Origin of the sequence: Psychrilyobacter sp., assembly GCF_037132775.1 — a bacterium.
In the GTDB taxonomy this organism is placed as follows: domain Bacteria; phylum Fusobacteriota; class Fusobacteriia; order Fusobacteriales; family Fusobacteriaceae; genus Psychrilyobacter.
The window spans coordinates 20,164-45,373 of the sequence record NZ_JBAHZY010000132.1 but is presented as its reverse complement, the minus strand read 5'-3'; the positions used below and the strand labels follow the sequence as shown (position 1 = coordinate 45,373).

General features: G+C 32.2%; 20 protein-coding genes and 1 riboswitch. Of the genes, 13 read left to right on the top strand and 7 right to left on the bottom strand.

The annotated features are described in order from the left end of the window. Positions 1-41: 41 nt before the first annotated feature. Genes ablA through V5784_RS09110 form a run of 4 tightly spaced genes read right to left on the bottom strand, consistent with a single transcriptional unit; the run spans position 42 to position 3,567 of the window. Positions 42-1,298, bottom strand: a complete 1,257-nt coding sequence (ablA, locus tag V5784_RS09125; protein WP_336888722.1) for a lysine 2,3-aminomutase — start codon at positions 1,296-1,298, stop codon at positions 42-44. Between the two features lie 26 nt (positions 1,299-1,324). Continuing rightward, positions 1,325-2,359 (bottom strand): L-erythro-3,5-diaminohexanoate dehydrogenase, encoded by a 1,035-nt coding sequence (locus V5784_RS09120; protein WP_336888721.1) that lies wholly within the window; start codon positions 2,357-2,359, stop codon positions 1,325-1,327. A gap of 11 nt (positions 2,360-2,370) precedes the next feature. After that, positions 2,371-3,186 carry a 3-keto-5-aminohexanoate cleavage protein gene (locus V5784_RS09115; protein WP_336888720.1) on the bottom strand — a complete coding sequence of 272 codons (816 nt, stop codon included), beginning with the start codon at positions 3,184-3,186 and terminating at the stop codon, positions 2,371-2,373. Between the two features lie 9 nt (positions 3,187-3,195). After that, positions 3,196-3,567 carry a hotdog domain-containing protein gene (locus V5784_RS09110; RefSeq protein ID WP_336888762.1) on the bottom strand — a complete coding sequence of 124 codons (372 nt, stop codon included), beginning with the start codon at positions 3,565-3,567 and terminating at the stop codon, positions 3,196-3,198. 88 nt (positions 3,568-3,655) lie between these two features. Next, a riboswitch (Lysine riboswitch) is annotated at positions 3,656-3,836 on the bottom strand. A gap of 632 nt (positions 3,837-4,468) precedes the next feature. Between V5784_RS09110 and V5784_RS09105 the strand changes: the two genes are divergently transcribed. The 3 genes from V5784_RS09105 (at position 4,469) to amrB (V5784_RS09095) (ending at position 5,734) form a co-directional block, all read left to right on the top strand. Next, positions 4,469-5,044, top strand: a complete 576-nt coding sequence (locus V5784_RS09105; protein WP_336888719.1) for a hypothetical protein — start codon at positions 4,469-4,471, stop codon at positions 5,042-5,044. Positions 5,045-5,154: 110 nt separating this feature from the next. After that, the gene (gene amrB / locus V5784_RS09100) at positions 5,155-5,310 is read left to right on the top strand and encodes an AmmeMemoRadiSam system protein B (RefSeq protein ID WP_336888718.1); all 156 of its coding nucleotides are present in this window, start codon (positions 5,155-5,157) and stop codon (positions 5,308-5,310) included. Then, positions 5,249-5,734 (top strand): AmmeMemoRadiSam system protein B, encoded by a 486-nt coding sequence (gene amrB, locus V5784_RS09095; protein WP_336888717.1) that lies wholly within the window; start codon positions 5,249-5,251, stop codon positions 5,732-5,734. Before amrB (V5784_RS09100) ends, amrB (V5784_RS09095) begins: the two co-directional genes overlap by 62 nt. Positions 5,735-6,374: 640 nt before the next feature. On the opposite strand, the gene V5784_RS09090 is transcribed toward amrB (V5784_RS09095), so the two are convergent. The 3 genes from V5784_RS09090 to V5784_RS09080 all read right to left on the bottom strand — a co-directional run bounded on the left by V5784_RS09090 (position 6,375) and on the right by V5784_RS09080 (position 8,774). After that, positions 6,375-7,598, bottom strand: a complete 1,224-nt coding sequence (locus tag V5784_RS09090) for a uracil-xanthine permease family protein (RefSeq protein WP_336888716.1) — start codon at positions 7,596-7,598, stop codon at positions 6,375-6,377. Positions 7,599-7,646: 48 nt separating this feature from the next. Further along, a complete protein-coding gene (locus tag V5784_RS09085) occupies positions 7,647-8,027 on the bottom strand; it encodes a thioesterase family protein (RefSeq protein ID WP_336888715.1) in 381 nt (126 codons plus the stop codon). 108 nt (positions 8,028-8,135) lie between these two features. After that, a complete protein-coding gene (locus tag V5784_RS09080) occupies positions 8,136-8,774 on the bottom strand; it encodes a YitT family protein (protein ID WP_336888714.1) in 639 nt (212 codons plus the stop codon). Positions 8,775-9,185: 411 nt separating this feature from the next. On the opposite strand from V5784_RS09080, the gene pepF reads away from it, so the two are divergent. The 10 genes from pepF (at position 9,186) to lspA (ending at position 25,199) form a co-directional block, all read left to right on the top strand. Continuing rightward, positions 9,186-11,117, top strand: a complete 1,932-nt coding sequence (gene pepF, locus V5784_RS09075; protein ID WP_336888713.1) for an oligoendopeptidase F — start codon at positions 9,186-9,188, stop codon at positions 11,115-11,117. Between the two features lie 21 nt (positions 11,118-11,138). Beyond that, positions 11,139-12,848: a signal peptide peptidase SppA gene (gene sppA / locus V5784_RS09070; protein WP_336888712.1), complete on the top strand. Its 1,710-nt coding sequence runs from the start codon at positions 11,139-11,141 to the stop codon at positions 12,846-12,848. 121 nt (positions 12,849-12,969) lie between these two features. Next, positions 12,970-13,329 carry a YbaB/EbfC family nucleoid-associated protein gene (locus tag V5784_RS09065; RefSeq protein ID WP_336888711.1) on the top strand — a complete coding sequence of 120 codons (360 nt, stop codon included), beginning with the start codon at positions 12,970-12,972 and terminating at the stop codon, positions 13,327-13,329. Between the two features lie 170 nt (positions 13,330-13,499). Continuing rightward, positions 13,500-14,132, top strand: a complete 633-nt coding sequence (locus V5784_RS09060) for a lysophospholipid acyltransferase family protein (RefSeq protein ID WP_336888710.1) — start codon at positions 13,500-13,502, stop codon at positions 14,130-14,132. Between the two features lie 35 nt (positions 14,133-14,167). Then, complete coding sequence (gene metG, locus V5784_RS09055) at positions 14,168-16,081, top strand: methionine--tRNA ligase (RefSeq protein WP_336888709.1); 1,914 nt, start codon at positions 14,168-14,170, stop codon at positions 16,079-16,081. A gap of 257 nt (positions 16,082-16,338) precedes the next feature. After that, the gene (gene galU / locus V5784_RS09050) at positions 16,339-17,208 is read left to right on the top strand and encodes a UTP--glucose-1-phosphate uridylyltransferase GalU (RefSeq protein WP_336888708.1); all 870 of its coding nucleotides are present in this window, start codon (positions 16,339-16,341) and stop codon (positions 17,206-17,208) included. A 114-nt stretch (positions 17,209-17,322) separates the two neighbouring features. Then, complete coding sequence (locus V5784_RS09045; RefSeq protein ID WP_336888707.1) at positions 17,323-19,485, top strand: Tex family protein; 2,163 nt, start codon at positions 17,323-17,325, stop codon at positions 19,483-19,485. 1 nt (position 19,486) lies between these two features. After that, on the top strand, positions 19,487-21,859 hold the full coding sequence (locus V5784_RS09040) for an ATP-binding protein (RefSeq protein ID WP_336888706.1): 2,373 nt from the start codon (positions 19,487-19,489) through the stop codon (positions 21,857-21,859). Further along, on the top strand, positions 21,852-24,653 hold the full coding sequence (ileS, locus tag V5784_RS09035) for an isoleucine--tRNA ligase (protein ID WP_336888705.1): 2,802 nt from the start codon (positions 21,852-21,854) through the stop codon (positions 24,651-24,653). Before V5784_RS09040 ends, ileS begins: the two co-directional genes overlap by 8 nt. An 81-nt stretch (positions 24,654-24,734) precedes the next feature. Continuing rightward, positions 24,735-25,199 carry a signal peptidase II gene (lspA, locus tag V5784_RS09030; RefSeq protein ID WP_336888704.1) on the top strand — a complete coding sequence of 155 codons (465 nt, stop codon included), beginning with the start codon at positions 24,735-24,737 and terminating at the stop codon, positions 25,197-25,199. Positions 25,200-25,210 lie beyond the last annotated feature (11 nt).

Here is a 25,210-nt window from a genome sequence, read left to right as displayed (position 1 = left end):
TAGATACACTATTATAAGGGAAAAGGGAAGTAATGATCTTCTTAGTGTTCATTTCTAATATGTCTATCAAGTACTTTAGGTTCAATGGCTAATTGTTTACCATCTAAAAGTTTAGCTATTCCGATATGTTGTTTCTCTTCTTGACAGTGTTTGCAGTTACATTTCTCTTCATAAGGTTTTGGTTCTGTATATGTTGTGATAACTCCTTCAAAGTTTCTAAGAACAACTCTTTTTGGACTTTGAGAGATAATATATTGTGGCATAACCGGAATCTTACCTCCTCCACCAGGAGCGTCTACAACAAATGTTGGGATTGCATATCCAGATGTATGTCCACGAAGACCTTCTATAATCTCGATTCCTTTAGATACTGAAGTTCTGAAGTGTTCTAATCCTACTGAAAGGTCACACTGATAAATATAGTAAGGTCTTACTCTTATAGCTACTAGGTCATGTACTAATTCTTTCATGATATGAGTACAATCATTTATTCCTCTAAGTAAAACCGATTGATTTCCTAGTGGAATTCCAGCATCAGCCATGAGTTCACATGCAGCTTTAGAAGCAGATGTTATCTCATCTGAATGATTGAAGTGAGTATTTAACCAAATTGGATGATATTTTTTCATCATATTTACTAACTCAGGAGTAATTCTTTGAGGTAATACAACTGGAGTTCTAGATCCTATTCTTATAATTTGTACATGAGGAATAGCTCTCAATCTTTTGATAATATACTCTAATTTTTCATCTGAGATAAGTAGAGCATCTCCTCCAGAAAGTAATACATCTCTGATCACAGGAGTCTTAGCGATATAATCAATAGCTGTATCTATCTTTTCCATTCCTAAAGCAGCATCTGTTTGACCAGCAAATCTTCTTCTAGTACAATGCCTGCAGTACATAGAACACATATCTGTAACTAATAATAATACTCTATCTGGATATCTATGAGTAAGTCCTGGAACCGGTGAATCCTCATCCTCATGTAGAGGGTCATCTAAATCAGCGTCTGATTTATGTACTTCAGCAGCTGTAGGAATTGCCTGTTGTCTTACTGGACATTTTGGATTTTTTGGATCAATTAAAGTTAAATAATATGGAGTGATTCCCATTCTAAGGATAGAGTTAGCTGTTTTTACTCCCTCTTCCTCTTCTGGTGTTAGGTCAAAATATTTTTTTAAATCTTCTAAAGTTTCGATTCTATTCCTTACTTGCCATTGCCAGTCATTCCACTCTTCGTCACTCACATTTGGAAATAATTCTTTTCTTCTAATCTCATAGTTTAAATTTATCATAATTCTGTTGCCTCCCCTTTTATTTTTTATACGTATAATTTTTCAAATAAGTTTCTGATAGTTTTAGATTCACGTATAATATTTAATGTAAGTTCAGCATGCCCTTTAGCATATCCATTTCCTACGATCATTTGTACGTCTTTTCCTACACCTTCAGCTCCTAGAGCTGCTTTTGTAAATGATGTTGCCATAGAGAAGAAATAAACTATCCCATCGTCCTTTGTAATAAGGATAGATGACATCTCTGTATTAGCTACATTTACATTATTAATGACTACATCACACATATCGTTCCCTGTGATCTCTTTTACTTTTTCATAAATTTCAACAGGTTTAGTAGCGTCTGCAATAATTACATGGTGAGCTAAATTCATATCAAGGATTCTTTTTGCATTTTCTTCACTGTATTCAATTACGATAACTTTACCAGAATCTCCAGCATTTATCATGGCTTGATAAGCACATAAAACACCAGATTTTCCGCCTCCGCCGATAATACAAACTGTGTCACCTTCTTTAACTAATCTTTCTACCTGAGCAGGAGCACAGGCTACATCCAGTGCAGCTAAAGCTAGTTTTTCAGGGATATCTGTAGGTAAAATAGAATAGAGACCAGTTTCAAACAAGACAGCTTGCCCATCTATATCAACTTGATCGTTAGACATATTTATATTTTTGATTTTATCGATCTTTAATGGTGTAAGAGACAATGAAACTAAGGTAGCTAATTTATCTCCTACTTTTAAAGATTTATCAGGAAAATCAGAACCGATCTCTTTAACAACACCGATCAACATTCCTCCAGATCCAGTTACTGGATTTTGCATCTTTCCTCTCTCCTCTACAATCTCATTGATCATAGCAGTCATCTTATCTACATCTTTATTGCATACTTCCTTTATTTGTGTGAATGATGCTGAATCTATATTTAATGTCATTACATCTAATAATAACTCATTATTTTTAATTGTCATTGTGTTATCAATTTTTAATGCAGCCTGTGGCATAGTTCCCATAGGTTCTATTACTCTGTGTGTTCCAAATGGACATCCTTTTATCATTTTTATCCCCCTTATAATCCTAATATAGCTCTTGCTTCTGCTGGTGTGGCTATTTCTCTCCCTAGTTCCTTGGCAATTCTTACTACCTTAGCTACTAAGACACCATTAGATTCTGCCAAGACACCTTTTTCTAAATAGATATTATCTTCAAAACCGACTCTCACATGACCACCACTTATGATAGCTGCTGTAGCCAATGAAAATTCAAATCTTCCAAGACCGGCAACGGAATAAGTAGAATCACAAGGTAAACTTTCTTTCAAAAATAAGAAGTCTCTTAATTCTCCTCCAATACCACCGTTAACTCCCATTACAAAACTAAAGTGCATAGGCGACTTAATGAATCCTTTTTTGTTTAGCCTGATAGCCATCTCAATCATAGATTTGTCAAAACACTCCAATTCAGGTTTGACACCTCTTTCTATCATCTTTTCACCAAATTCTTTGATGGTATTCTCTGTATTGGTAAAGACATCGTTTCCACCGAAATTTAAAGTCCCACAATCTAGTGTTGCCATCTCAGGAGATAGTTCTATAGGCTGTAATCTCTCTGCGTTAGTCATTCCAACAGCTCCACCAGTAGATGGCTGGACAATAACATCTGGACATTTTTCTTTTATAGCATCTATACATAATTTAAATCTTTCTTTTGATTGAGTAGGAGTGCCGTCATCCTCTCTGACGTGAAGATGTATGATACTAGCTCCCTCTATATATGCTCCATAGGCTTCTTTTACAATCTCTTCTACAGTATAAGGAATATTAGGATTGTGCTCCTTAGTACCTTCGGCTCCACATATGGCAGCTGTTATGATTAATTTTTCCATCTTTGCCCCCTAATTTCTTTGTTTATCTTTAGGTGTAACACAAGTTCCAGTGGCTTTGCAGACAATAACTGCTTCCTCTAAGACTTCACATGCAGAATCACTGATATCAGGTCTAGGAACGATTACCTTTCTAGCTTCAAAAACCATCCTTCTAGATGTATTACCAACTTTTTCTATATAACCTACGGCTTCGATAAAATCACCAGCATATACTGGTGCCATAAATTCAACGTTGTCATAGGCTTTGAATAAACCTTCATCGCCATCTTGTCTGATAAGAAGTTCAGTAGCTACATCTCCAAATAAACCTAGCATTCTAGCACCGTCTACTAAATTACCACCATAATGAGCATCGTGGGTACTCATCCTCAATCTAATCATTACTTCTTTCACAATTCATTCCCCCTCTTTTATTTTTGTATTAAAAAAACACCTACCTATGATTTCAGACAGAAAATTACCAAGAACTAAAAGAAATAGCTCTCCACAACTAAAGTTGTGACAGTCAAGATGGATTCTCCCATATTGACCAAGGTTAGTTCAATTAGATCCAACCTTTCGGCAATTAAGTCCTTCACTCACAGTATTCAAGATCTATTGATCTGTTGAATAATCTGAGCTACCACAATAAATGCTCCTCTATTATATATTTTATTTATGTTACCTATCTAAAAAAATGAAAATTCATTCATAGATTCATTCTAATACATTTTTACTATAGAAAGAACATAAAGTCAAGTGAAAAAAATAATTTTATCTTTGAAGCAAAGGAATAGAACGGAGAAATTCACTTAGGCATTATTTATCTAATTGATAAGCTTATTTTTTAAAGCTAAGTGCATCAAGGGAAAAATACAAATATGACTGCAATATTTGTGTTATTAAAAAATAATAATTTAGTTTAATATATTTTAAATGAATAGTTATCATAATAAAATTGTATAATTAATTTAAAAAATTAAATTCGATTGTTCCTATGATAATTGAAAAATATATATTTAAATAAAAGGGAAAGTTTATTAACTTTCTGAAATAGAGAATGAAGGAAAAATATATGCGGGGAATTGATGAGTGAAAATTATAGAATAATTTCGGCTCTCAATATAGATCCAATTGAAAAAAACCCATTTCACCATTTTATCCCGGGGAAGAGGTTTTATCCATTGGAAGTATAGGGTGTAATATGAATTGTACTTACTGTCAAAATTATGAAATAGCCAAGGAATTTAAAGGATTTGGAGTGGCGTTTATCTACAATGAACTTACTGTTTGGTAAAAATTTATGATCGATGTGGCACATTTAGCTAAATGCTACTCTAAGAAAACCATGATGATAAGTAACGGACTTATAGAAAAGGAGCCTTTTCTGGAGTTAACTACCTGTATAGATGCATTCAGCATAGATTTAAAGGGATTTACAGAAGAAATTTATTCTAAACTAGGTGGGACTTTAGAAGTGGTTAAAAAAACCTTGAAAGTAATAGCAGAGAGAAAAAAACATCTAGAGATAGAGTTTTTATTGGTGCCGGAATTAAATGATGATAGGGAGACATTTATAAAAATGGTTAAGTGGATAAAGGATGAATTGGGATCAAATATTGTTTTGTATATAAACGGGTATTACCTCAGTTATAAGCTGAAAACTCTAGCAACAGAAAAAAAACTTCTTTTAGAATTTTATAAGCTGGCTAAAAAATATTTGAACTATGTATATTTAGGAAATGCAGGGGTAGAAATGGATACAGTCTGCAGTTGTGGAAATCTGCTTATTCTAAGGGATGGATGGAATATAGAGATGGTAGGATTAAGTGAAAATGGTAAATGCAATAAATGTTGGGAAAAGATAGTGGATATGTAGGAGGCAGTTATGAAAAAAAGAGAGGAATTTGTAAGGGGGAAATTTTATCCTGCTGAAAAAAAAGATATTGAAAAAATGATTGAATTTTTTTAGAAATAGGTGGTGAGGTTTTGGGAGGGATAGTTCCCCATGCAGGTTATGAATTTTCAGGGCCTTCTGCAGTTCATTTTTTTAATACATTAAAGGGAAAAGATATTAGAGACTGTGATTATAGTAAATCCAAGTCATACGGGATATGGGGAAGCTATAAGCCTAGATATAAATGAAGTGTGGGGATCCCCTATGGGAGCCCTGGAGATAGACCTTGATTTTGAAAAAGAATTGGATCTATTATATTCGAAAGATGCACATAAATACGAACACTCTGGAGAGGTCATACTACCTTTTTTAAAATATTTTATAGAAAGTGAATTTAAAATAGTCCCCATTACTATGAAGATTCAAACTTATAAAAATGCAAAATATCTGGCTGAAAAAATAGATAAAATTGCTAAAAAACAAGGGAAAAAAATTCTGGTAATAGTATCTTCTGACTTTTCCCACTATGAAAAAAAAGAAGTTGGATATAAGTTAGATCAGTTAGCAATAGACAGGATAATGGAACGTGATAGTCAAGGAGTAGAAAATACAGTAGAGGAATATAATCTAAGTATATGCGGGTATGGTCCTATTATGACCCTTTTAGAATAGAGTAAATTGGTAGCAGATAATCCAAAGATAGAAATTTTGAAGGTGAAAGGAAATCTATCCTTTCATTTTTTTATTGAGGTGGTTAAAATAAATTAGAACAGAAAATTTTTAATAAGTAAATTATTATTTTCACTTAAAATGTTATTATAGATTACTAGATGATTTATTTCAATACAATTTGATGTTTTTAACATATATAATAAATATGTTTTCATAACTAATCATAAATAAAATAAATATTTGTTGACTTTTATTAATAGATGATATATTGTATGCATACAAAAAGAAAATAATATTCATTTTAAATATATTAGGAGGGGTGGAAATGAAATTATTATTTAAAAATTTAAATGAGACAAAGGTAATTATGGAGAATATGGTTTCTTTTAAAAAATAAAACGGAGCCTTCATCGTAAAAAGTATCGAAGGTAATGAAAAAGTAATAGCAGGAAAAGTAATAGAGATGACAAATTCAAAATTAGTAATTGAAGGGAATGCAGTTAGAGAGACATATAGATTAGCACCGCTTAATTTCTAAAAATACTATATACTTATATATATATATATATATATATATGCTTTGATTAAATGCGGATATCCGTGTTTTTTTTTGGCTAGTTGCCAAAAGTAAATATAAAGATTATATATTTTTAGGTAGAACTTTGTTTAAAACTACTCCTACAATAGCTGCTATAGCTAGACCAGATAGAGAGAGAGTTCCCCAAAGGACTACGTTGCTGATAGCTATTCCCAAAACAAAGATAAGGGAAGCAATGATTAAATTTCTTGAGTGGGCAAAATCTAAATTAGCTTCAATTAATGTTCTTACTCCTACACTAGAGATCATACCAAATAATATGATAGATATTCCTCCCATAACAGAATCAGGAATAGTCTGTAGAACAGCCCCGAATTTTCCTATAAATGAAAGTGCAATGGCATATACAGCTGCGATTCTAAGAACAGCAGGATCATATACCTTGGTAACTGCTAATACACCGGTGTTTTCACCGTAAGTTGTATTGGCTGGTCCACCAATAAGCCCAGCGAAAAGTGTTGCAATGCCGTCTCCTAACATAGTTCTGTGGATCCCAGGTTCATCGAAGAAGTTTTTTCCAACAACGGCACCATTAGTTGTAATATCTCCAATATGTTCTATGAATACTACCATAGCTATGGGAGCTATTGCTATAACAGATGTCCAAGAAAATTTAGGAACAGTCATAAGATCTTTTAAAGCACTGTCTGAAAATCCAATCCATTTAGCCTCGGCAATGGGAGTGAAATCTACCAATCCAAATAAAACTGCTAGAGTATATCCAACCATTACAGAAACAAGGATAGGAACTAATCTAAAGAAAGATTTTTCTAAAACTGAGATTACCACCATGGTAGTAACTACAACTACAGCAATAATCAATCCTTTCGGTTCAAATGTACCATTGTTGTATCCAATCATGCTTAGAGCAACCGGACTCATTCTAAGACCGATAACCATGATAATGGGACCGACAACTATTGGGGGGAAAAATGATTTTATTTTTTCAACACCAAAGACCATGATGATTATAGACATCAAGATATAGATAAATCCTGCTGATATAACACCTGCTTTTACAGCACCTATACCATCATGCTTTAAAACTAAAGAGATAGCTCCAATAAACGCGAAACTAGAACCTAAAAATACAGGAACAATTTTCTTGGTACAAAAATGAAATAACAGAGTACCTCCTCCTGCGGCTAATAGTGCGATAGATGGGTTAAGCCCGGTTAAGAATGGCACCAATACAGTGGCTCCAAACATAGCTAACACATGTTGTAATCCCAATAGATATTTTGTTTTTCCATGAATTTTATGCATTTTTTTCTCAATCCTCCTAATTTTTTTCAAAAAAAAAGATAGTAAAATCTATCTTTTAATGAGTTTATTTATAAACTTTTCCTTATTGACAATAAATCTGTCATGGAAACAACTTCCTATAATAGTTTCTTCGTGGATAACAACAATTTCGAAGAAAAGTTTTTTTCCGTCGATCTTAGTCAGTGTAGCAACACAACTTAATTTATCCCCTACTAAGTTAGCTTTTAGATGTCTAGCATTTACAGATATACCTACTGTGGTATTTTCTTTATCTAGATATTTTTCAACACTAATAAATGCAGTTTTTTCCATAAAAGCAATTAAACTTGGAGTAGAAAAAACATCTAATCCGCCAGATTCCATTTTAATAGCAGTTTCCGATGAATTTATAATTTTTTCTAATGTATAAGACAAATCTTTTTTTAACATTGTATTACCTCCTCTATTTTAAACTTTCGAAATTGTACTCCATTTATTTACAAATGTCAATGATTTTTCTAAATAAACTCTTCATTGAAGAGTTTATTTAGAATTTTCTTAGGCTAGAGAAAATATATTTTTCTTTAATTTCTTAGATTTAGCAATGGTGAAATTAACAGTTCTTCCGATTAAGAAAGAGCAAACCACAGCATAGATAACTGTATCAAATCCTAAGAAGTAGGCACAGATTAATATCACGATAGAGTCTGCTACCATCAACACGGTTCCTACAGGAAACTTAAAAAGTTTATGAAAAATCTGAGCTATAATAACAGTTCCGCCAGTATTACTTCCAAAACCTATAGTCAGTCCAATTCCGATACCGATGCAGACAGCACCTGTAACAACAGCGATAAATTTAAATGTTAAACTATCGGCAGAAGGATAATCAAACCTTAAAAAACTATGGGTGAACCATTCATAGAATGGGAATAATATGAGGGCATATATAGTGGTGAAAGCATATTTTTTTCCTAGAATAAGGGCTCCTAAAATAAATATTGGGATATTAAGTAACAACATAGCCTGACCTATAGAAAAATTTGAAAAAAGTGTGTTTATTAAAATCGACAGTCCTGTGAATCCTCCAGCAGTAAATTTTGCAGGTCCTAAAAAATTAGTGATACCCATTGCTGTCATAAAAAATCCTAGATTAATAAATAAAAATTCTATTAGATGTTTTTTTCGTTTTGACATTATTTCACACTCCTTGTGTATAACTATTTAAGTATTAACGGTGTATTATATACTTTTATTAAAGTATTGTAAATGATTAAATCAAAATGTTTCAAACTATATAAAGAGCAGACTAAGTATTAAAAAATATGGTATTTTTAAAATAAATAAAATCTGTTGAATAAGGTTAAAATTAGGGATATACTAGAAGTAAGAAAAAACGTTAAAACTTTACTACTAATTACTCAAATAATATTAACAAAATCCTAAAATCAAATAACTTTGACACAGATTACACAAATTTATATAGAAGAAAAATAAAAGTTAAGTTAATCTGATAAATTTGAGGCAAAGAAAATATTAGAGAAAATTGGTATTAATTCGTAGCAAAAGAAAGGCTTTTTGCAGGATGAGACAGGGAGGATAAAATATATGAAGAAAAGAATTTTAATATTAACAGGAATTTTGGCATTGGGAATAGCATCTCATTTTTATATAGATCAAAATTATAAAAAAAAAGTAGAGGGAAATGAAATAAAAATTAAGGAGGAAGTCATAAAGATGGGAAATAAGTATAAATGGAATTTAAATGATATATACAGTGATTGGTCCCTGTGGGAGAAAGATTTTTCTAAGATGGAAAAAATGATGGATAAAATCAATGAATATAAGAAAAAAATATCTAAGGATCCTAAAATTTTTATAGAATTTTTAAAATTACAGGAGGATGTGGATATCTTGTCCTATAAGGTTTATCTGTATCCGAATATGAAAAAAGATTTAAACGGAGGAGATCAGAAAGCTGGAGAAAACCTCCAGCGTATTATAACTCTGTTTAGTCAGTACAGTACTTCTGTAGCTTGGGTGACTCCAGAGATTTTGACAATTCCGAAGGAAACCATGGTCAGCTGGATAGAAGGAAATCAAGATTTGAAACCATATGAATTTAATTTGATGGAACTTTATAGGTTACAAGGGCACATATTAGATGCAAAGTCAGAAAAATTAATCTCCTATTATGGTCAGTACCAAGGAGCTCCTAAGAGCATATATTCTGAGTTATCTACTACCGATATTGAATTTGGTGAGGTAGAATTTAAAGATGGGACTAAACTATCTATGACCTATGGAAACTACAGCAAGATTATGGCAACTAATATGGATCAGGGGGAAAGAAAAAAGGCTTTCGATACCCACTATAAAACTTTTGAAGATTATAAAAATACCTATGGTGCAATATATAGAAGTTCGTTACAACGAGATTTTGCAGTATCTCAAACAAGGAATTATAGGTCTACTTTAGAAGCTGCTCTAGAGCAGAATAATATACCTACTTCGGTATATGAAAATTTAATTGAGGTAGCTAAAACAAACAGTGAACCATTGAAGAGATATGCTAGACTTCGAAAGAAAATATTGGGATTAAAAAGTTACCATAGTTATGATGGTTCAATTCCATTGGTAGATTTTCAAAAAGAGTATAACTATGATGATGCAAAACAATATGTATATGACTCTATAGCTCCTTTAGGTAAAGATTATAGAACTAAGATGGAAAAAGCTATAGGTGATGGCTGGATCGATGTATATGAAAGTAAGGGAAAGAGGAGCGGGGCATACTCTGTAGGTGTATACGGAGTTCATCCATATATGCTTATGAATTATAATAAGACTTTGGACAATGTATTTACATTAGCTCATGAATTGGGGCATACTATGCATACCCTTCTTTCTAATGAAGAACAGCCATTTGCAACTCATGATTATACTATCTTTGTAGCCGAAGTGGCTTCTACATTTAATGAGAGGTTATTACTCGATCATATGCTGAAAAATACCAAAGATCCCAAGGAAAAAATTGCATTATTACAACAAGCCATTAGGGGGATAACTGGAACATTTTATTTCCAATCTCTTTTGGCAGACTATGAACTTCAGGCACATGAATTAGTAGAAAAAGGAAAACCTGTCACTCCAGAAATTTTGAGTGGAATTATGGCAAAGCTATTTAAGGAATATTATGGTGATTCTATAGAGACCGATAAGATAATGAAAGTTTTATGGGCTAGGATACCGCATTTCTTTAATTCACCCTATTATGTATATCAATACGCTACTTGTTTTGCCTCGTCATCGGTATTTTATGATAGGGTAACTAACGAAAATTATAGTATAGATGAGAGGGAAGAGGCACTAGAAAAATATCTTACTCTACTAAAATCAGGGGGTAATGATAACCCTATGAACCAGTTGAAAAAAGCAGGAGTAGATTTATCTAAAAAAGAGACTGTAGAGGCAGTTACTAAGGATTTAGATAGACTTTTAGATCAATTGGAAAAGGAAATAAATAAATTGAAAGAATAAATAATAATGATGGGGTGTGAAATGAAAACAATCTTAAAATATATAGGGGAAATTATTTTGTTTTTTTCTAAACAAGTGTTACAGGCAATCTTAGTAGTGACGATATTTCTAGCAATTATAGTAGGGGTAATAACTGCTACTTTAACTGAGTATAAAAAAGAAGTTAAAATCGAAAAAAATACATACTTAGAACTTGATTTTTCCAAGGGAATAATGGAAAAAGATGAAGGCGGGTTGTTTGACTTAGAAAAATCTATAAAATTATATCAGGTATTGGAAGGGATAAAGCAGGCCTCTAAGGAATCTAATATAGATGGGATTTATATGGATATTGACCATGTAAATCTTTCGGTCAATCATATAGAGGAAGTCGGTGAAGCTTTGGATGAATTTAAAAAAAGTGGAAAAAAAATATATGCGTTTACTAGAAATATAGATAATCAAAATTACAGGCTGGGAATATATGCTACAAAGATAGTGATGCCACCGATTCGATCGGCTACAATAAATTTGAGTGGGTATTATAGGGAGTTCAATTATTTTAAGAACTTAGCTGATTATGTAGGTATAAAATTTAATGTGATTCACATAGGGGATTATAAGGCTTATGGGGAGCAATACTCGAAAGAGAAAATGTCAAAAGAGTTCAAAAAAAATATTAAAAGAATCTATGACAGAGTATATAATTACAGGATAGAAGAAATCTCGAGAAGAAGAAATATAGAAGAAATTGCAATAAATAAAGCTGTATTAGGTGGAGAATTAGTCCTGACAAATCCAATATACGGAGAGAAAATAGGCCTTATAGATGGATTGAGTTATCAGAGTGAATTTGATGAAAAATATGGAGTAGGGGATAAAATATCCTTAGAAGACTATCTAACTACTGTTAAAAGCATAGAAAGAAAAGAAAAAATTGCTTTAATATATGCTTCTGGAGATATAGTTTACAGTAAAAATCGTGGGGGTAAAAATAGCATAGATATTGAAAGTATAAAAAAAGAATTGAAAAAAGCAGATGGAAACGAAGATATAAAAGGAATAGTGCTGAGAGTTAACTCTCCAGGTGGTTCAGCACTTGCATCCGAAATAATACATCATGAAATATCTAGATTGAGTAAACCAATCTATGTGTCTATGGGAGGGGTAGCGGCATCAGGAGGTTACTATATATCCGCAGGGGCAAAAAAAATATTTGCGACAAAATCAACTATAACAGGATCTATAGGAGTTGTGTCTATAATACCTGAGATAAGTGGATTGGTAAAAAAATCAATGGTCAATATAGAAAAAATAGAAAAAGGTAGATATTCCGGGATAAATTCATTGACTGCAAAGATGACACCGGGAGAAATTAAAAAGATAAGAGTATCTAGCCTAGGAGTATATAATGAATTCAAAAATAGGGTAAGCCTAGGAAGGAATATCCCCTTAGATAAACTAGAGAGTATTGCAGGTGGTAGAATTTGGTTAGGAGAAGAGGGTATAGAGAATGGATTGGTAGATGAAATTGGTGGACTTGAAACAACCATAAAAACTTTGGGAAGAGATTTAAAATTAAAGGATTATCAAGTTGTTGAGATAATAGAGAAAAAAGGGGTGTATGAAATTGTACAGGGATATAGAGATGTATATGGGAAGGTGAAAAGTTTTGTGGAGGCACCGGTGATGCAGGCTACACGATTTAGGGCGAAAATACCACTTTTATTTATGCCCTATGAATTTAATTAAATTATTGACACCATCCTAGGTTGATATGCTATACTTTTGAGGAGTAAGAAGCACTCATAAAGAGTGTTAACAACAATTTTATAAGAAGCAAGAAATGCATTTAAATAAAGGAGGAACAACATTGGTTAGAAAAATTAAATCTAAAGGAAATAAAGTGGCAGGAAATCAAGGAGATATCTTAAAGCAGGCACAAGTAATGCAACAAAAAATGTTAGAGATCCAAGAGGAATTAAAAGGTAAAGAGTTAGAAACTTCAGTTGGTGGAGGAGCAGTAAACGTTAAGATCAACGGACAAAAAGAGATCCTTTCAATAAATATTTCAGATGAAATCTTAAAGGAAGCTGTGGAAGATAATGATAAAGAGATGTTAGAGGACCTTATCGTATCAGCAGTAACCGAGGCAATGAGACAAGCTGAAGAATTAGCAGAAAAAGAGATGTCTTCAGTAACTGGTGGAATGAATATTCCAGGATTATTCTAAGGATAATTTCAAATTATATCTAAAAGAGCTTTCGAGCTCTTTTTTTTTGTGATATCGTGTCTATTTTTTTTGGTTATAGGGATTATTTACTGGGAATATAAAAAAGTTGTGTTATAATTATAGTAGGATAATTAAATTTTATAATCAGTAAGGGAATTGGGGGTGGATCGATGGAGGAACAGAAAAAGTATAAGATATTTGGATTACTGATCTACTATATCTTAAGGATTTTATCTAAGACTTATAAAGTTGAAAAGATAAGTGTAGAAGGAGTTATGGATGAAAATGCAGTATATGTTTCCTGGCATAATAAAATAGTTCCTATTACTGTGATTATGGATAAATTAAAGAGAAAAGCTGCTCTTGCCAGTGCTTCTAAAGATGGGGAGTTAATAAGTATACCCTTAGAAAAATTTGGCTATAAGGTGGTCAGAGGTTCTAGTGGAAGGGATGGAGTAAAAGGTCTTTTGAAGATGGTTAAATTTTTAAAAGATGGATATATTGTAGGAACTCCAGTAGACGGTCCAAAGGGACCGGTATATAAAGTGAAGCCCGGAATGCTTTTTTTAGCTCAAAAATCTGGGAAAAAAATGGTTCCAATTGGTGCTGCTTCTAAAAATAAGTGGGTATTTGAAAAAACTTGGGATAGGATAGAACTGCCTAAACCATTTTCTAAGATAGTATGTATATTAGGAGAACCTATAAGTATCGGGCCAGATGAAGATCTAAATGTAGTGGCATTAAAAGTAGAAAAAATCTTATCGGAGTTAGACAGACAGGCAGAAAATAAATTAAATAATTAAAAATAATAAATATTTAAAATAGAAGGAGATATATTATGAGTAAAAATTTTTATGTGACAACACCTATATATTATGTAAATGGAGATCCCCATGTAGGGAGTGCTTATACAACTATAGCAGCAGATGTATTGGCAAGGTATAAAAAAACAATGGGATACGATGTATTTTTCTTGACTGGTTCAGATGAACATGGTCAAAAAGTCGAAGAAAAAGCCATTGAGATGGGATATACTCCTCAAGAGTGGACAGACAAGATGTCAGTTAAATTTAAAGAAATGTGGAATAAATTAAATATAGATAACAATGATTTTATCAGAACGACTGAGGATAGACATAAAAAAGCTGTGCAAAAAATCGTTCAAAAAGTATATGATAATGGAGATATATATAAGGGGTCCTATGAGGGAAAATATTGTGTTTCATGTGAAACTTTTGTTCCTGAGAATCAAATTGTAGGAGAAAATGGATGTCCGGATTGCGGTAAAGAGTTAAGTGTAGTAAAGGAGGAGTCGTACTTCTTTAAAATGAGTAAGTATCAAGATATATTATTAAAACATATAGATGAAAACCCTGAATTTATCCTACCCAAAAGCAGAAGAAATGAAGTTATATCTTTCATAAAGCAAGGACTTACGGATCTATCGATATCAAGAAATACTTTTGATTGGGGAGTACCATTAAAAATAGATGAAGAACATATTACCTATGTGTGGTTTGATGCACTGACAAACTACCTGACTGCTGTAGGGTATGAAAATAATGAAGAGATGTTCTCTAAATTCTGGAAAGACGGAGAGATAGTACACCTGTTAGGAAAGGATATATTGAGATTCCATGCGATAATCTGGCCTTGTATGTTATTAGCTGCCGGGGAAAAATTACCAGAGAAGATAGTAGCTCATGGATGGTGGACTGTAGCAGGAGAAAAGATGTCAAAATCCAAAGGAAATGTAGTGGATCCTATTATGGAAATAGAAAAATATGGTGTAGACGCATTTAGATATTTTCTACTCAGTGAAGTACACTTTGGAAGTGATGGCGACTACAATACTACAGCTATGATAAACAGAGTAAATGCTAATCTGTCCAATGATTTAGGAAATTTACTCAATAGAACTTTGGGAATGTATAAAAAATACTTTGGTTCTGTTGTAGAAGCCGGGGAAGGTCATGAAGTATATGATGACGAGATAAAAACTTTATGGAGTGAAACATTGGTAAATGTTGACAAATATATGAGTACAGTTGAATTTTCTAAAGCGTTGGAAGCTATCTGGAAATTTGTATCTAGAATGAATAAATATATAGATGAAACTATGCCTTGGGCTTTAGCTAAAACTGATGAAGGAAAACCAAGGCTGGCAATGGTATTAAAAAATCTTGTGGAAGCATTGAACAAGATAGCAGTATTGGTGTATCCATATATCCCTGAATCAGCTTCTAAAATGTGGGAGCAGTTAGGTATAGAAGGAGATATTAAAAAAGCTCAAGTAGCTGATATTAGAGAGTGGAATATCCTAAAAGATGGACACAAATTAGGAGAAGCAACTCCTATATTCCCAAGATTGGAAAAACCTGTAGAGGAAATAAAAGTAGAGATAGATGAAAATTTAGTTATTGAAAATCCTATTGATATTACAGATTTTGAGAAGGTAGAAATGGCTGTAGTAGAGATATTAGAAGCAGAGTTAGTAGACGGTTCTAAAAGATTGATTAAATTTAAAGTAGAGACGGGGTTTGGGATCAGACAGATAGTATCTGGGATTGCTAAAACTTATAAAAAACCAAAAGAGTTAGTTGGGAAAAAAGTTATGGCAGTATTGAATTTAAATTCGGTAGAGTTACAGGGAGAAATATCACAAGGAATGTTATTGACTACAGTGGAAAAGAAGAAAACTAAATTAATTTTTATAGATGATGCTATAAAAATAGCTAGTAAAATAAAATAAAAACTTTTTATTCTAAGGGACTTTTAATATGAACTCAGATCAAAGAAATTGAAATGGAGTTATTTGGGTTTAAAATTTAAAAATATAGGGAAAAGGTAGTGTTGTTATCTTTCTCCTATATTCCAGCTTTGGTTCCCCTGTGGGAAACCATCAAAAGGAAGGCAGTATTAGACTTAATCTATAATTATCTAATAGTTCCGTGTAATTCATGGCAAAAAATGTCTTGAAATATAAAATTGATGAAAGGGAGAATGGATATGAAGAAAATTACAAAAGCAGTTATACCAGCAGCAGGATTAGGAACTAGAATATTACCTGCAACAAAAGCTCAGCCAAAAGAGATGCTTACTATCGTAGATAGACCGTCATTACAATATATAGTTGAAGAGTTAGTAGAATCTGGGATAACAGATATAGTTATAGTAACAGGGAGAAATAAAAATTCTATAGAGGATCACTTTGATTATTCATACGAAGTAGAAAAAACTCTAGCAGAAAAAGGGAAGTTAGAATTATTGGATAAAATAAAGCATATATCTAATATGGCTAATATTTTTTATGTAAGACAAAATCATCCTTTAGGATTAGGTCATGCAATCTTGAAAGCTAAACCGTTTATAGGTGATGAACCGTTTATTATCGCTCTAGGTGATGATATTATGTATAATGAGGAAAAGCCTGTAACTAAGCAGCTTATTGAAAACTATGAAAAATATGGTAATAGTGTCATAGGGGTTCAAGAGGTAGCAGATGAAGATGTATCTAAATATGGGATTGTAAAACCAATTAAAAATTTAGACGAAGACACTGTCTTGATAGAGGACTTTATAGAAAAACCAAGTCTAGAGGATGCTCCCTCTAAGATGGCTTGTTTGGGTAGATACCTATTAACTAGTGATATATTTAAATATCTAGAAAAGCAAGGTGTAGGTGGTGAGATACAACTTACGGATTCAATCTTAGCTATGATAAAAGATGGAAAAAATATAGAAGCATATAGATTCAAGGGTAAAAGATATGATATCGGAAGTAAGTTAGGTCTACTTAAGGCTAATATAGAGTTTGGCCTGCGTAACGAAGAGACCAAAGTTGGATTGAAAGAATATTTAAAAATGATGAATTTATAATGAAAACAAGGGGTATAGAAGGGAAAGTGCCCTCCTATACTCTCTTTTTATTTTTAAAAAAATGTTTGATATGGTATAATTATGAGTGAAAATACGAAGGTGGGTGGAGAATAATTGAATATTAACCAAATAGTAGCTGAAGAGCTGAAAATCAAAGTAGTACAAGTGGAAAATACGATTAAATTGTTGGACGAGGGAGCTACTGTTCCTTTTATTTCAAGGTATAGAAAGGAAGTTACGGAAAACTTAGACGAAGTAGTGATAAGAGAGATCTTAGAAAAAATTACTTATATGAGAAACTTGGAGAAGAGAAAAAATGAGGTTATAAAGTTAATAAATGAGCAAGGGAAATTGACAGAAGAATTAAAAACAGCTATCCTAGGTGCTGAAAAACTACAAAAAGTGGAAGATCTATATCTGCCATATAAAAAGAAAAAGAAAACTAAGGCTGATATAGCTATAGAAAATGGTCTAGAGCCTCTAGTTTTGTATACAAGAAAACTAGGGATCACATTGAGTGATATAGAGGAAGAAGCAAAAAAATATATCAATGAAAATGTATTAGAAACTAAAGCTGCTATAGAAGGAGCTAAATTAATTTTGGCTCAAAATATAAGTGAAAAAGCTAAATACAGGGAAAATATAAGGGAAAGAATGTTGAAATTTGGTGAAGTAAATACAACTTTAGTCAAAAAAAATAAAGAATTGGATGAGAGAAAAACATATGAAGACTACTATGAACATGTAGAAAATGTATCGAGGATGCCGTCTCATAGAATATTAGCTGTAAACCGTGGGGAGAAAGAAAAGATCATCTCAATATCTATAAAATTAAATGATAAAACTAGAGAGATGATAGAATTTCATCTGTTGAGTGAATTCATAAATAGAGATCTGAAAGAATTCTATTTAGATGTAGTAAAAGATGCCTTAAGTAGACTTATTTTGCCATCTGTAGAGAGAGAAATCAGAAACATTATGACTGAAAAAGGTGAATTAGATGCCATTAAGATATTCAAAGAAAATCTAAGAAATCTAATGTTGCAACCACCTCTAAATGAGAAAAATATCCTGGGTTTAGATCCAGCCTATAGAACAGGGTGTAAAACTGTCGTGATAGATTCAGATGGTTTTTATCAAATGGATGACGTATTGTACCTGGTAAAGGGAATGCATAATCCAGGGAAATTGCAGGACGCTAAGAAGAAGATATTGGGGTATATAGAAAAATATAAGATAGATATCATAGCTATCGGTAACGGAACGGCATCACGTGAAACAGAAGCTTTTGTAGCAGAACTATTAAAAGAAGTCAAAGAAGATGTAAAATATCTTATTGTAAATGAAGCAGGAGCTTCGGTATATTCTGCATCAAAAATTGCAGCAGAGGAATTTCCTGATTTTGATGTAACGGTAAGAGGAGCTATATCCATAGCTAGAAGGATCCAGGACCCTTTAGCAGAATTAGTAAAGATAGATCCAAAATCTATTGGTGTAGGGATGTATCAACATGATGTAAATCAAAAAAAATTAGAGGGTTCTTTGGGAGATGTAATAGAGGGCGTAGTAAACTCAGTTGGAATAAATGTAAATACAGCATCTTGGGCATTACTAGCTTACATATCTGGTGTAAAGAAAAATGTAGCAAAAAATATAGAGGAATATAGAAAGATAAATGGAAAATTTACTACTAGAAAAGAATTGCTAAAAGTTAAGGGATTAGGTGCAAAAGCCTATGAACAGATGGCAGGATTCTTGATAGTACCTGAAAGTGAAAATCCATTAGATAACACTATAATTCATCCAGAATCTTATAAGATAGCTGAAAAGATGTTAAAAAATAATAAGACTAGTTTAATTCAGTATAAGAACGATTTAGAAGGTGTGAGGTCTAACTTAAAAACTATGGATTTAGAAGAATTCATAGCAAAGGAAGAGGTAGGAAGGGAAACAGCTAAAGATATCTATGAAGCATTGATAAGAGATAGAAGAGACCCTAGAGATGATATACCAAAACCACTTCTAAAATCAGATGTATTGAAAATATCCGATCTAAAAGAGGGAATGGAACTGGAAGGTACTGTAAGAAATGTAGTTAACTTTGGAGCCTTTATTGATATTGGATTAAAAAATGATGCCCTCCTACATATATCGAAATTTGAAAAAAGGGTAGTAGATATGACCTGTGAATTAGCAGTAGGAGAGATAATCAAGGTAAAGGTAGACAATATAGACCATAATAGAAACAGGGTAGCACTAACTAAGAAAGGACTATAAGATGAAGCTTAAAAGAGATTCGCTACTTTTTAAAACAATATTATATAACGACCTATCTATGTTGCTTACTGGGCTGACAATAATAGGGTTAGTTGTTATTTTTGTATTTAAAGAATTGGAAAAAAACTTTTCCATTAAAGCTGTAGAAAAATTTCAAGTGATAGAGGATATGTTGGATATAAGAAACACTGAATTTATAAATGAACTTATTGAATTTACTAATTCTAAAGGGTTTATAGAAAAAGGTATTTTTACAACTTCAATCCAAACACCAGAAAAAAACAAAGAGATCTATGAAAATATGAAAAAAAAATTGACCTCTAAAAATTTTAGTTTATACCACGAATCTAGGCTAGCAATCATAGGAAAAGATGGATCGATATTGGATGAGAATGGGATTCATACCGAGGTAAATAAAGGATTTATTAAAAACCTAAGAGTTATGAGAAATAAACTATCTACGACTATAGATTCTGTTATGTATGATGAACTAGAGGGAAAATTTTACTATGAAATTGTAATTCCTGTAGAGAAAAATAGAGAAGTATATGCTGTTTTGGTAGAAATTCCCTTGGAAAAAGATTATTTTAGAGGAAATAAATATCTTGCGATTGCAGGACATAATGATGTTGAAGACATAGGATTGTATCAGACAAGGGAACCATTATCTTTAAATGCTATGGAGTTAAATAGATTAAAAAAGGAAAAAGCCAAGGTAATAAAATTAAATCAAAAAGAATACAGTGTAAAAAGTTTGATTATTCAAGGTATTGATTATAATATTGTTTCTAGACCAGTATTAAATTCTTTTGGTAAGGAAGTTGGTTATTTGATATTGAGTCTGGCAGAACCGGCATTGACCAAATTTAAAACGGATACGATGTCTTTAATAATATTAGCTACAGTAATCTTGATCTTGCTCAATTCATTTATAATAAACGGGACATTTAAACAGCTTCTTATGCCACTAGAAGAGTTGTCTTTGGCTGTAGATGACATAGCATCTGGTAATTTAGATAGAAATGTAAGATTGAATGGAACCAGTGAGATAAAACTCCTAAGTCTTGCTACGAAAAAAATGGTAGAAAGATTGAAAAATAATAATTTTATATTAGAAGATCAAAATGAAAAATTAAAGGATTATATCCATAGGGTAGAGGGAGTAGAAAAACTCCTCCTAGATGTAAGGAAGGAACCTAGTGATAGTGGTATTATAGATATCATCTTGAAAGGATTTACTTCTGGAGTAGGCTTAAATTACGACAGGGCTATTTTTTTTGAATACAGTAATGAAAAGGGTTGTCTAGTAGGGAACAAAATTAGAAAGAATAGAAATATACTGAAGGAAGATAAGCTATCTAGTTTTGATCTGAGGTATGAAACTATGAAGGAAATAGTTCCATTGATTAAGATAAAAAATGACGATAATTTATTTCATAAAGCAATATCAGAGAAAAAAATCATCTTTGAAAATAAAAGAGGGTATAAGATCTATTTAGGGAGTGAACTCCTTAGGGGATTTGGACTGAGTAACTTTATGATTTTACCTATTTTTAATGGGGATAAAAATGTCGGCTGTATCTTAGTAGATAACTATATCTCTGGTAGGAGGATAGAGGTTGAAGATATAGAGTTATTCAATGTAATCCTATTAAATGTCGGTATACACTATGAAAATCAACAGATTGAACTGGAGAAAATAACCAATGAAAGAGATATAGCCATAGGGCGAATGTTTAAAAAAATTATCTATAGGAGAAATAAAGTAATTGAAAAATATACCCTTATGATGATGAAACTTTATAAAAATAATCAAATAGATAGTGGTGCTTTCAAAGAATTTAGAGATGAGATATGCAATATCAATAGGGAAGACTCGATATTATTTGATTATTCCGATAAAAAGGAGTATAATTTTGAGAAATTAAAAATCAATAAATTTCTGACTGAGGTAGTAGAAAGTTATGTTAGGTGTAATCCAAATAGAGATATTTCTTTATTTTTAGGTGAAGAAGCCACTTTTTTAGGAGACTCTATAGAGCTTACAAAAGCACTTCGTGAGATTATAAATAATGCATTAAATGCAATAAGTGGGGTTACAAATGGTAGGATCAATATAATATCTAAGATAAAAGCTGAGAATATAACAATAAAAATTCTTGATAATGGATCAGGAATATCAGCTAATGCTTTAGGAGAAAAATTATTTGAACCGTTTGCCAGTGGAAATGAAGAATCATCTGGGCTGGGTCTTGCTATTGCTAATAAGATAATAAGTAGCCATAGAGGGATTATTAAAATAAAATCAAAACTTGGTGAAGGAGCAGAAATAAAAATAATATTAAATAGATATAAGGAGGATATGAATGTCTGAAGAAAAAAAAGATTATGGAAAAACCCTAAATCTCCCGAAAACAAACTTTCAAATGAGGGCTAATTTAGTAGGTAAGGAACCTCAAATGTTAAATGTTTGGAGAAAACAAAATATATATGAGAAGAGTTTAAAAAAGGGTGCTAAGAAATTTATATTGCATGACGGACCTCCGTATGCTAATGGAAATATCCATATTGGACACGCGTTAAATAAAATACTAAAAGATATTATATTAAAATATAAAAGGTTACAAGGTTTTGATGCACCATATGTTCCAGGTTGGGATACACATGGATTACCAATTGAATTTAAGGTCGCAGAGGAATTAGGAGATAAAATAAAAGATATGCATCCTCTAAAAATCAGAGAAAAATGTACTAAATATGCTGAAAAGTGGGTAGAAAAGCAAAAAGAAGGATTTAAAAGACTTGGAATATTAGCGGAATGGGATAATCCTTATTTAACTTTAAACCCAGAGTATGAAGCTGAGCAATTGGAAGTATTCAAAGAATTATATGAAAATGGGTATATATTTAAAGGATTAAAGCCGATACACTGGTCGCCAGTAAGTAAAACAGCTCTCGCAGAAGCAGAGATAGAGTACCGTAACCATAAATCTCCTACAATGTTCCTTAAGATGGAAGCTAATCCAGATGCGTTAGAAGCAATGGGTGTAGAAGAAGCTTCATTTGTAATTTGGACGACAACTCCTTGGACAATTCCTGCTAATATGGCAATCTGTCTAAATGAAGAGTTTGACTATGGTATCTATAAGACATATAAAGGGAATTTAGTAATGGCTGAGGGCCTAGCAGAGAAAGCATTAGCTGATATGGGAATAGAAGGTGCTGAATTAATCAAGAAATTTAAAGGTGGAGAATTAGAAAAATTAACATATAAACATCCATTCTTAGAGAGAACTGGATTAATTATTCTAGGTGACCACGTAACTTTAGAAGCTGGTACTGGATGTGTACATACAGCTCCAGGGCATGGTCAAGATGACTATGTAGTAGCTACTAGATATGGTATAGAAGTAATCTGCCCGGTAGACCAAGATGGTCACTTGACAGACGAAGCTGGTGAAAGATTCTCTGGGATGTACTATCAAAAAGCAAATAAAGCAATCTTAGAGTACATGGAAGAAACAGGTCATTTATTACATACAGAAGTAATAGAACATTCTTATCCACATGACTGGAGAAGTAAAACGCCTGTAATCTTTAGAGCAACTGAACAGTGGTTTGTAAAGATAGAGGGATCAGATATTAGAGAAAAAGCATTAAAAGCATTGGAAGACGTGGAGTTCTTACCTGCATGGGGAAGAAATAGATTAACTACTATGATGGAAAACAGGCCTGACTGGTGTATCTCTAGACAAAGAACTTGGGGAGTACATATCCCTATTTTCTATAAAAACAAGACTGGAGAAGTGATTTTTAACTCTGAAATAGCTGATAAAGTTATTGCGTTAGTTAAAAAAGAAGGATCAGCAGCATGGGTTAAATATTCAGCTGAAGAGTTAATTGGAGAAGAGTTATTAGAAAAATATAATTTAAAAGGTATAGAGCTTAGAAAAGAAACAAATATCATGGATGTATGGTTTGATTCAGGAGCGTCTCATAGAAGTGTATTAAGCACTAGAGACTATTTAAAAAGACCTGCAGACCTATATTTAGAAGGGTCAGATCAGCATAGAGGTTGGTTTCAAACTTCATTATTGACTTCTATAGCTTCTACAGGAGATGCACCTTATAAAACTATCTTAACTCATGGATTTGTAAATGATAAAGATGGTAGAAAGATGTCTAAATCAGTAGGAAATACAGTAGATCCTATGGATATAATAAACACATATGGAGCGGATATTCTAAGATTGTGGTGTGCATCGGTAGACTACAGTGATGACATAAAAATATCTGATAATGCAATTAAGCAAATTTCAGAATCTTATAGAAGAGTTAGAAATACGGCTAGATATATTCTAGGAAATATCAATGACTTTGATCCTGCAACGGACAAGGTAGCCTATGAAGATCTAACAGAGATAGATAAATGGGCATTACATAGATTGGAAACATTAAAAACTAATGTAACAGCTAACTATGAAAAATATGAATTCTATAACTTGTTTAATGATATTCATTATTTTGTAGGGATTGAGATGTCAGCATTCTATCTAGATATAATTAAAGATAGGTTATATGTAGAAAAAACTGATTCAGTTGCAAGAAGATCAGCTCAAACTGTTATGTATGAAGTACTAGTAGCTATGACTAAGATGATCTCACCTGTATTATCATTTACAGCAGAAGAAATTTGGGGGAAATTACCAGAAGCAACTAAGGATACAGATTCAGTATTACTGACTTCTTGGTATGAAGCTAATCCTGAATGGATAAATGAGGAATTAGGAACTAAGTGGGATGAGATTTCAAAACTTAGAAAAGAGGTAAATAAAGTATTGGAAAAGGCTAGACAAGGGGAAGAGAAGATAATTGGTAATGCATTGGATGCAAAATTAGAGTTAAATATAACCAATGAAAAATTAAAAGCTTTTGTTGTATCTAATAAAAATCTTTTAGAAATGGTATTTCTAGTATCTCAATTTGATATTGTAAAGGAAAAAACAGAAGAATTTACAACAGCAGAAGAGGTAGAAGGATTAGGTATAAGAGTTAGCCATGCAGCTGGAGAAAAATGTGAAAGATGTTGGAAATATTCTGAAAGCCTAGGAACAAATACAGAATATTCAGATGTTTGCCCTAGATGTACAGACGTAATGACAAAATAAAAAAATTAGCATAATTAAGAGGAGAGAGGGTAGATTGAGGTCTTTTCTTTCTCCTCTTAGATTAAAATAGGGGGAGCAAATGTGAGATTAATTATTTTAATTGTAGCTCTATTAGGAATAGATCAATGGACTAAGGAATTAGTAGCTAGATCTATGTCCGAAGGAGACACTATAGGTATTTTAAATAATTTTTTTCATGTAACTTATGTAAAAAATTATGGTGTAGCTTTTGGATTGTTCCAAGGGGAGATGAAAACTATTAGTATAATAGCTATAATAGCTATATTAGGAATAATATATTTTATGATAAAACAACTAAAACCTCATGAAGTTATCTCAAAATATGCATATGCTTTTATATTAGCTGGTGCTATGGGAAATATGATAGACAGAATATATAGAGGATTTGTAGTTGATTTTGCAGATTTTCGAGGTATTTGGAAGTTTGTATTTAATATGGCAGATGTTTGGATTAATATAGGAGTATTTTTACTGGTATTAGAAGTGATTATATTAGAGAGAAAGAAAAAACAACTAAAAAATTAACTCTTTCCTTA

Coding starts and splice junctions, on each gene's coding strand:
- ablA (WP_336888722.1), bottom strand. CDS start 1,298: ATGATAAATTTAAACTATGAGATTAGAAGAAAAGAATTATTTCCAAAT.
- V5784_RS09120 (WP_336888721.1), bottom strand. CDS start 2,359: ATGATAAAAGGATGTCCATTTGGAACACACAGAGTAATAGAACCTATG.
- V5784_RS09115 (WP_336888720.1), bottom strand. CDS start 3,186: ATGGAAAAATTAATCATAACAGCTGCCATATGTGGAGCCGAAGGTACT.
- V5784_RS09110 (WP_336888762.1), bottom strand. CDS start 3,567: ATGATTAGATTGAGGATGAGTACCCACGATGCTCATTATGGTGGTAAT.
- V5784_RS09105 (WP_336888719.1), top strand. CDS start 4,469: ATGATCGATGTGGCACATTTAGCTAAATGCTACTCTAAGAAAACCATG.
- V5784_RS09090 (WP_336888716.1), bottom strand. CDS start 7,598: ATGCATAAAATTCATGGAAAAACAAAATATCTATTGGGATTACAACAT.
- V5784_RS09085 (WP_336888715.1), bottom strand. CDS start 8,027: ATGTTAAAAAAAGATTTGTCTTATACATTAGAAAAAATTATAAATTCA.
- V5784_RS09080 (WP_336888714.1), bottom strand. CDS start 8,774: ATGTCAAAACGAAAAAAACATCTAATAGAATTTTTATTTATTAATCTA.
- pepF (WP_336888713.1), top strand. CDS start 9,186: ATGAAGAAAAGAATTTTAATATTAACAGGAATTTTGGCATTGGGAATA.
- sppA (WP_336888712.1), top strand. CDS start 11,139: ATGAAAACAATCTTAAAATATATAGGGGAAATTATTTTGTTTTTTTCT.
- V5784_RS09060 (WP_336888710.1), top strand. CDS start 13,500: ATGGAGGAACAGAAAAAGTATAAGATATTTGGATTACTGATCTACTAT.
- metG (WP_336888709.1), top strand. CDS start 14,168: ATGAGTAAAAATTTTTATGTGACAACACCTATATATTATGTAAATGGA.
- galU (WP_336888708.1), top strand. CDS start 16,339: ATGAAGAAAATTACAAAAGCAGTTATACCAGCAGCAGGATTAGGAACT.
- V5784_RS09040 (WP_336888706.1), top strand. CDS start 19,487: ATGAAGCTTAAAAGAGATTCGCTACTTTTTAAAACAATATTATATAAC.
- ileS (WP_336888705.1), top strand. CDS start 21,852: ATGTCTGAAGAAAAAAAAGATTATGGAAAAACCCTAAATCTCCCGAAA.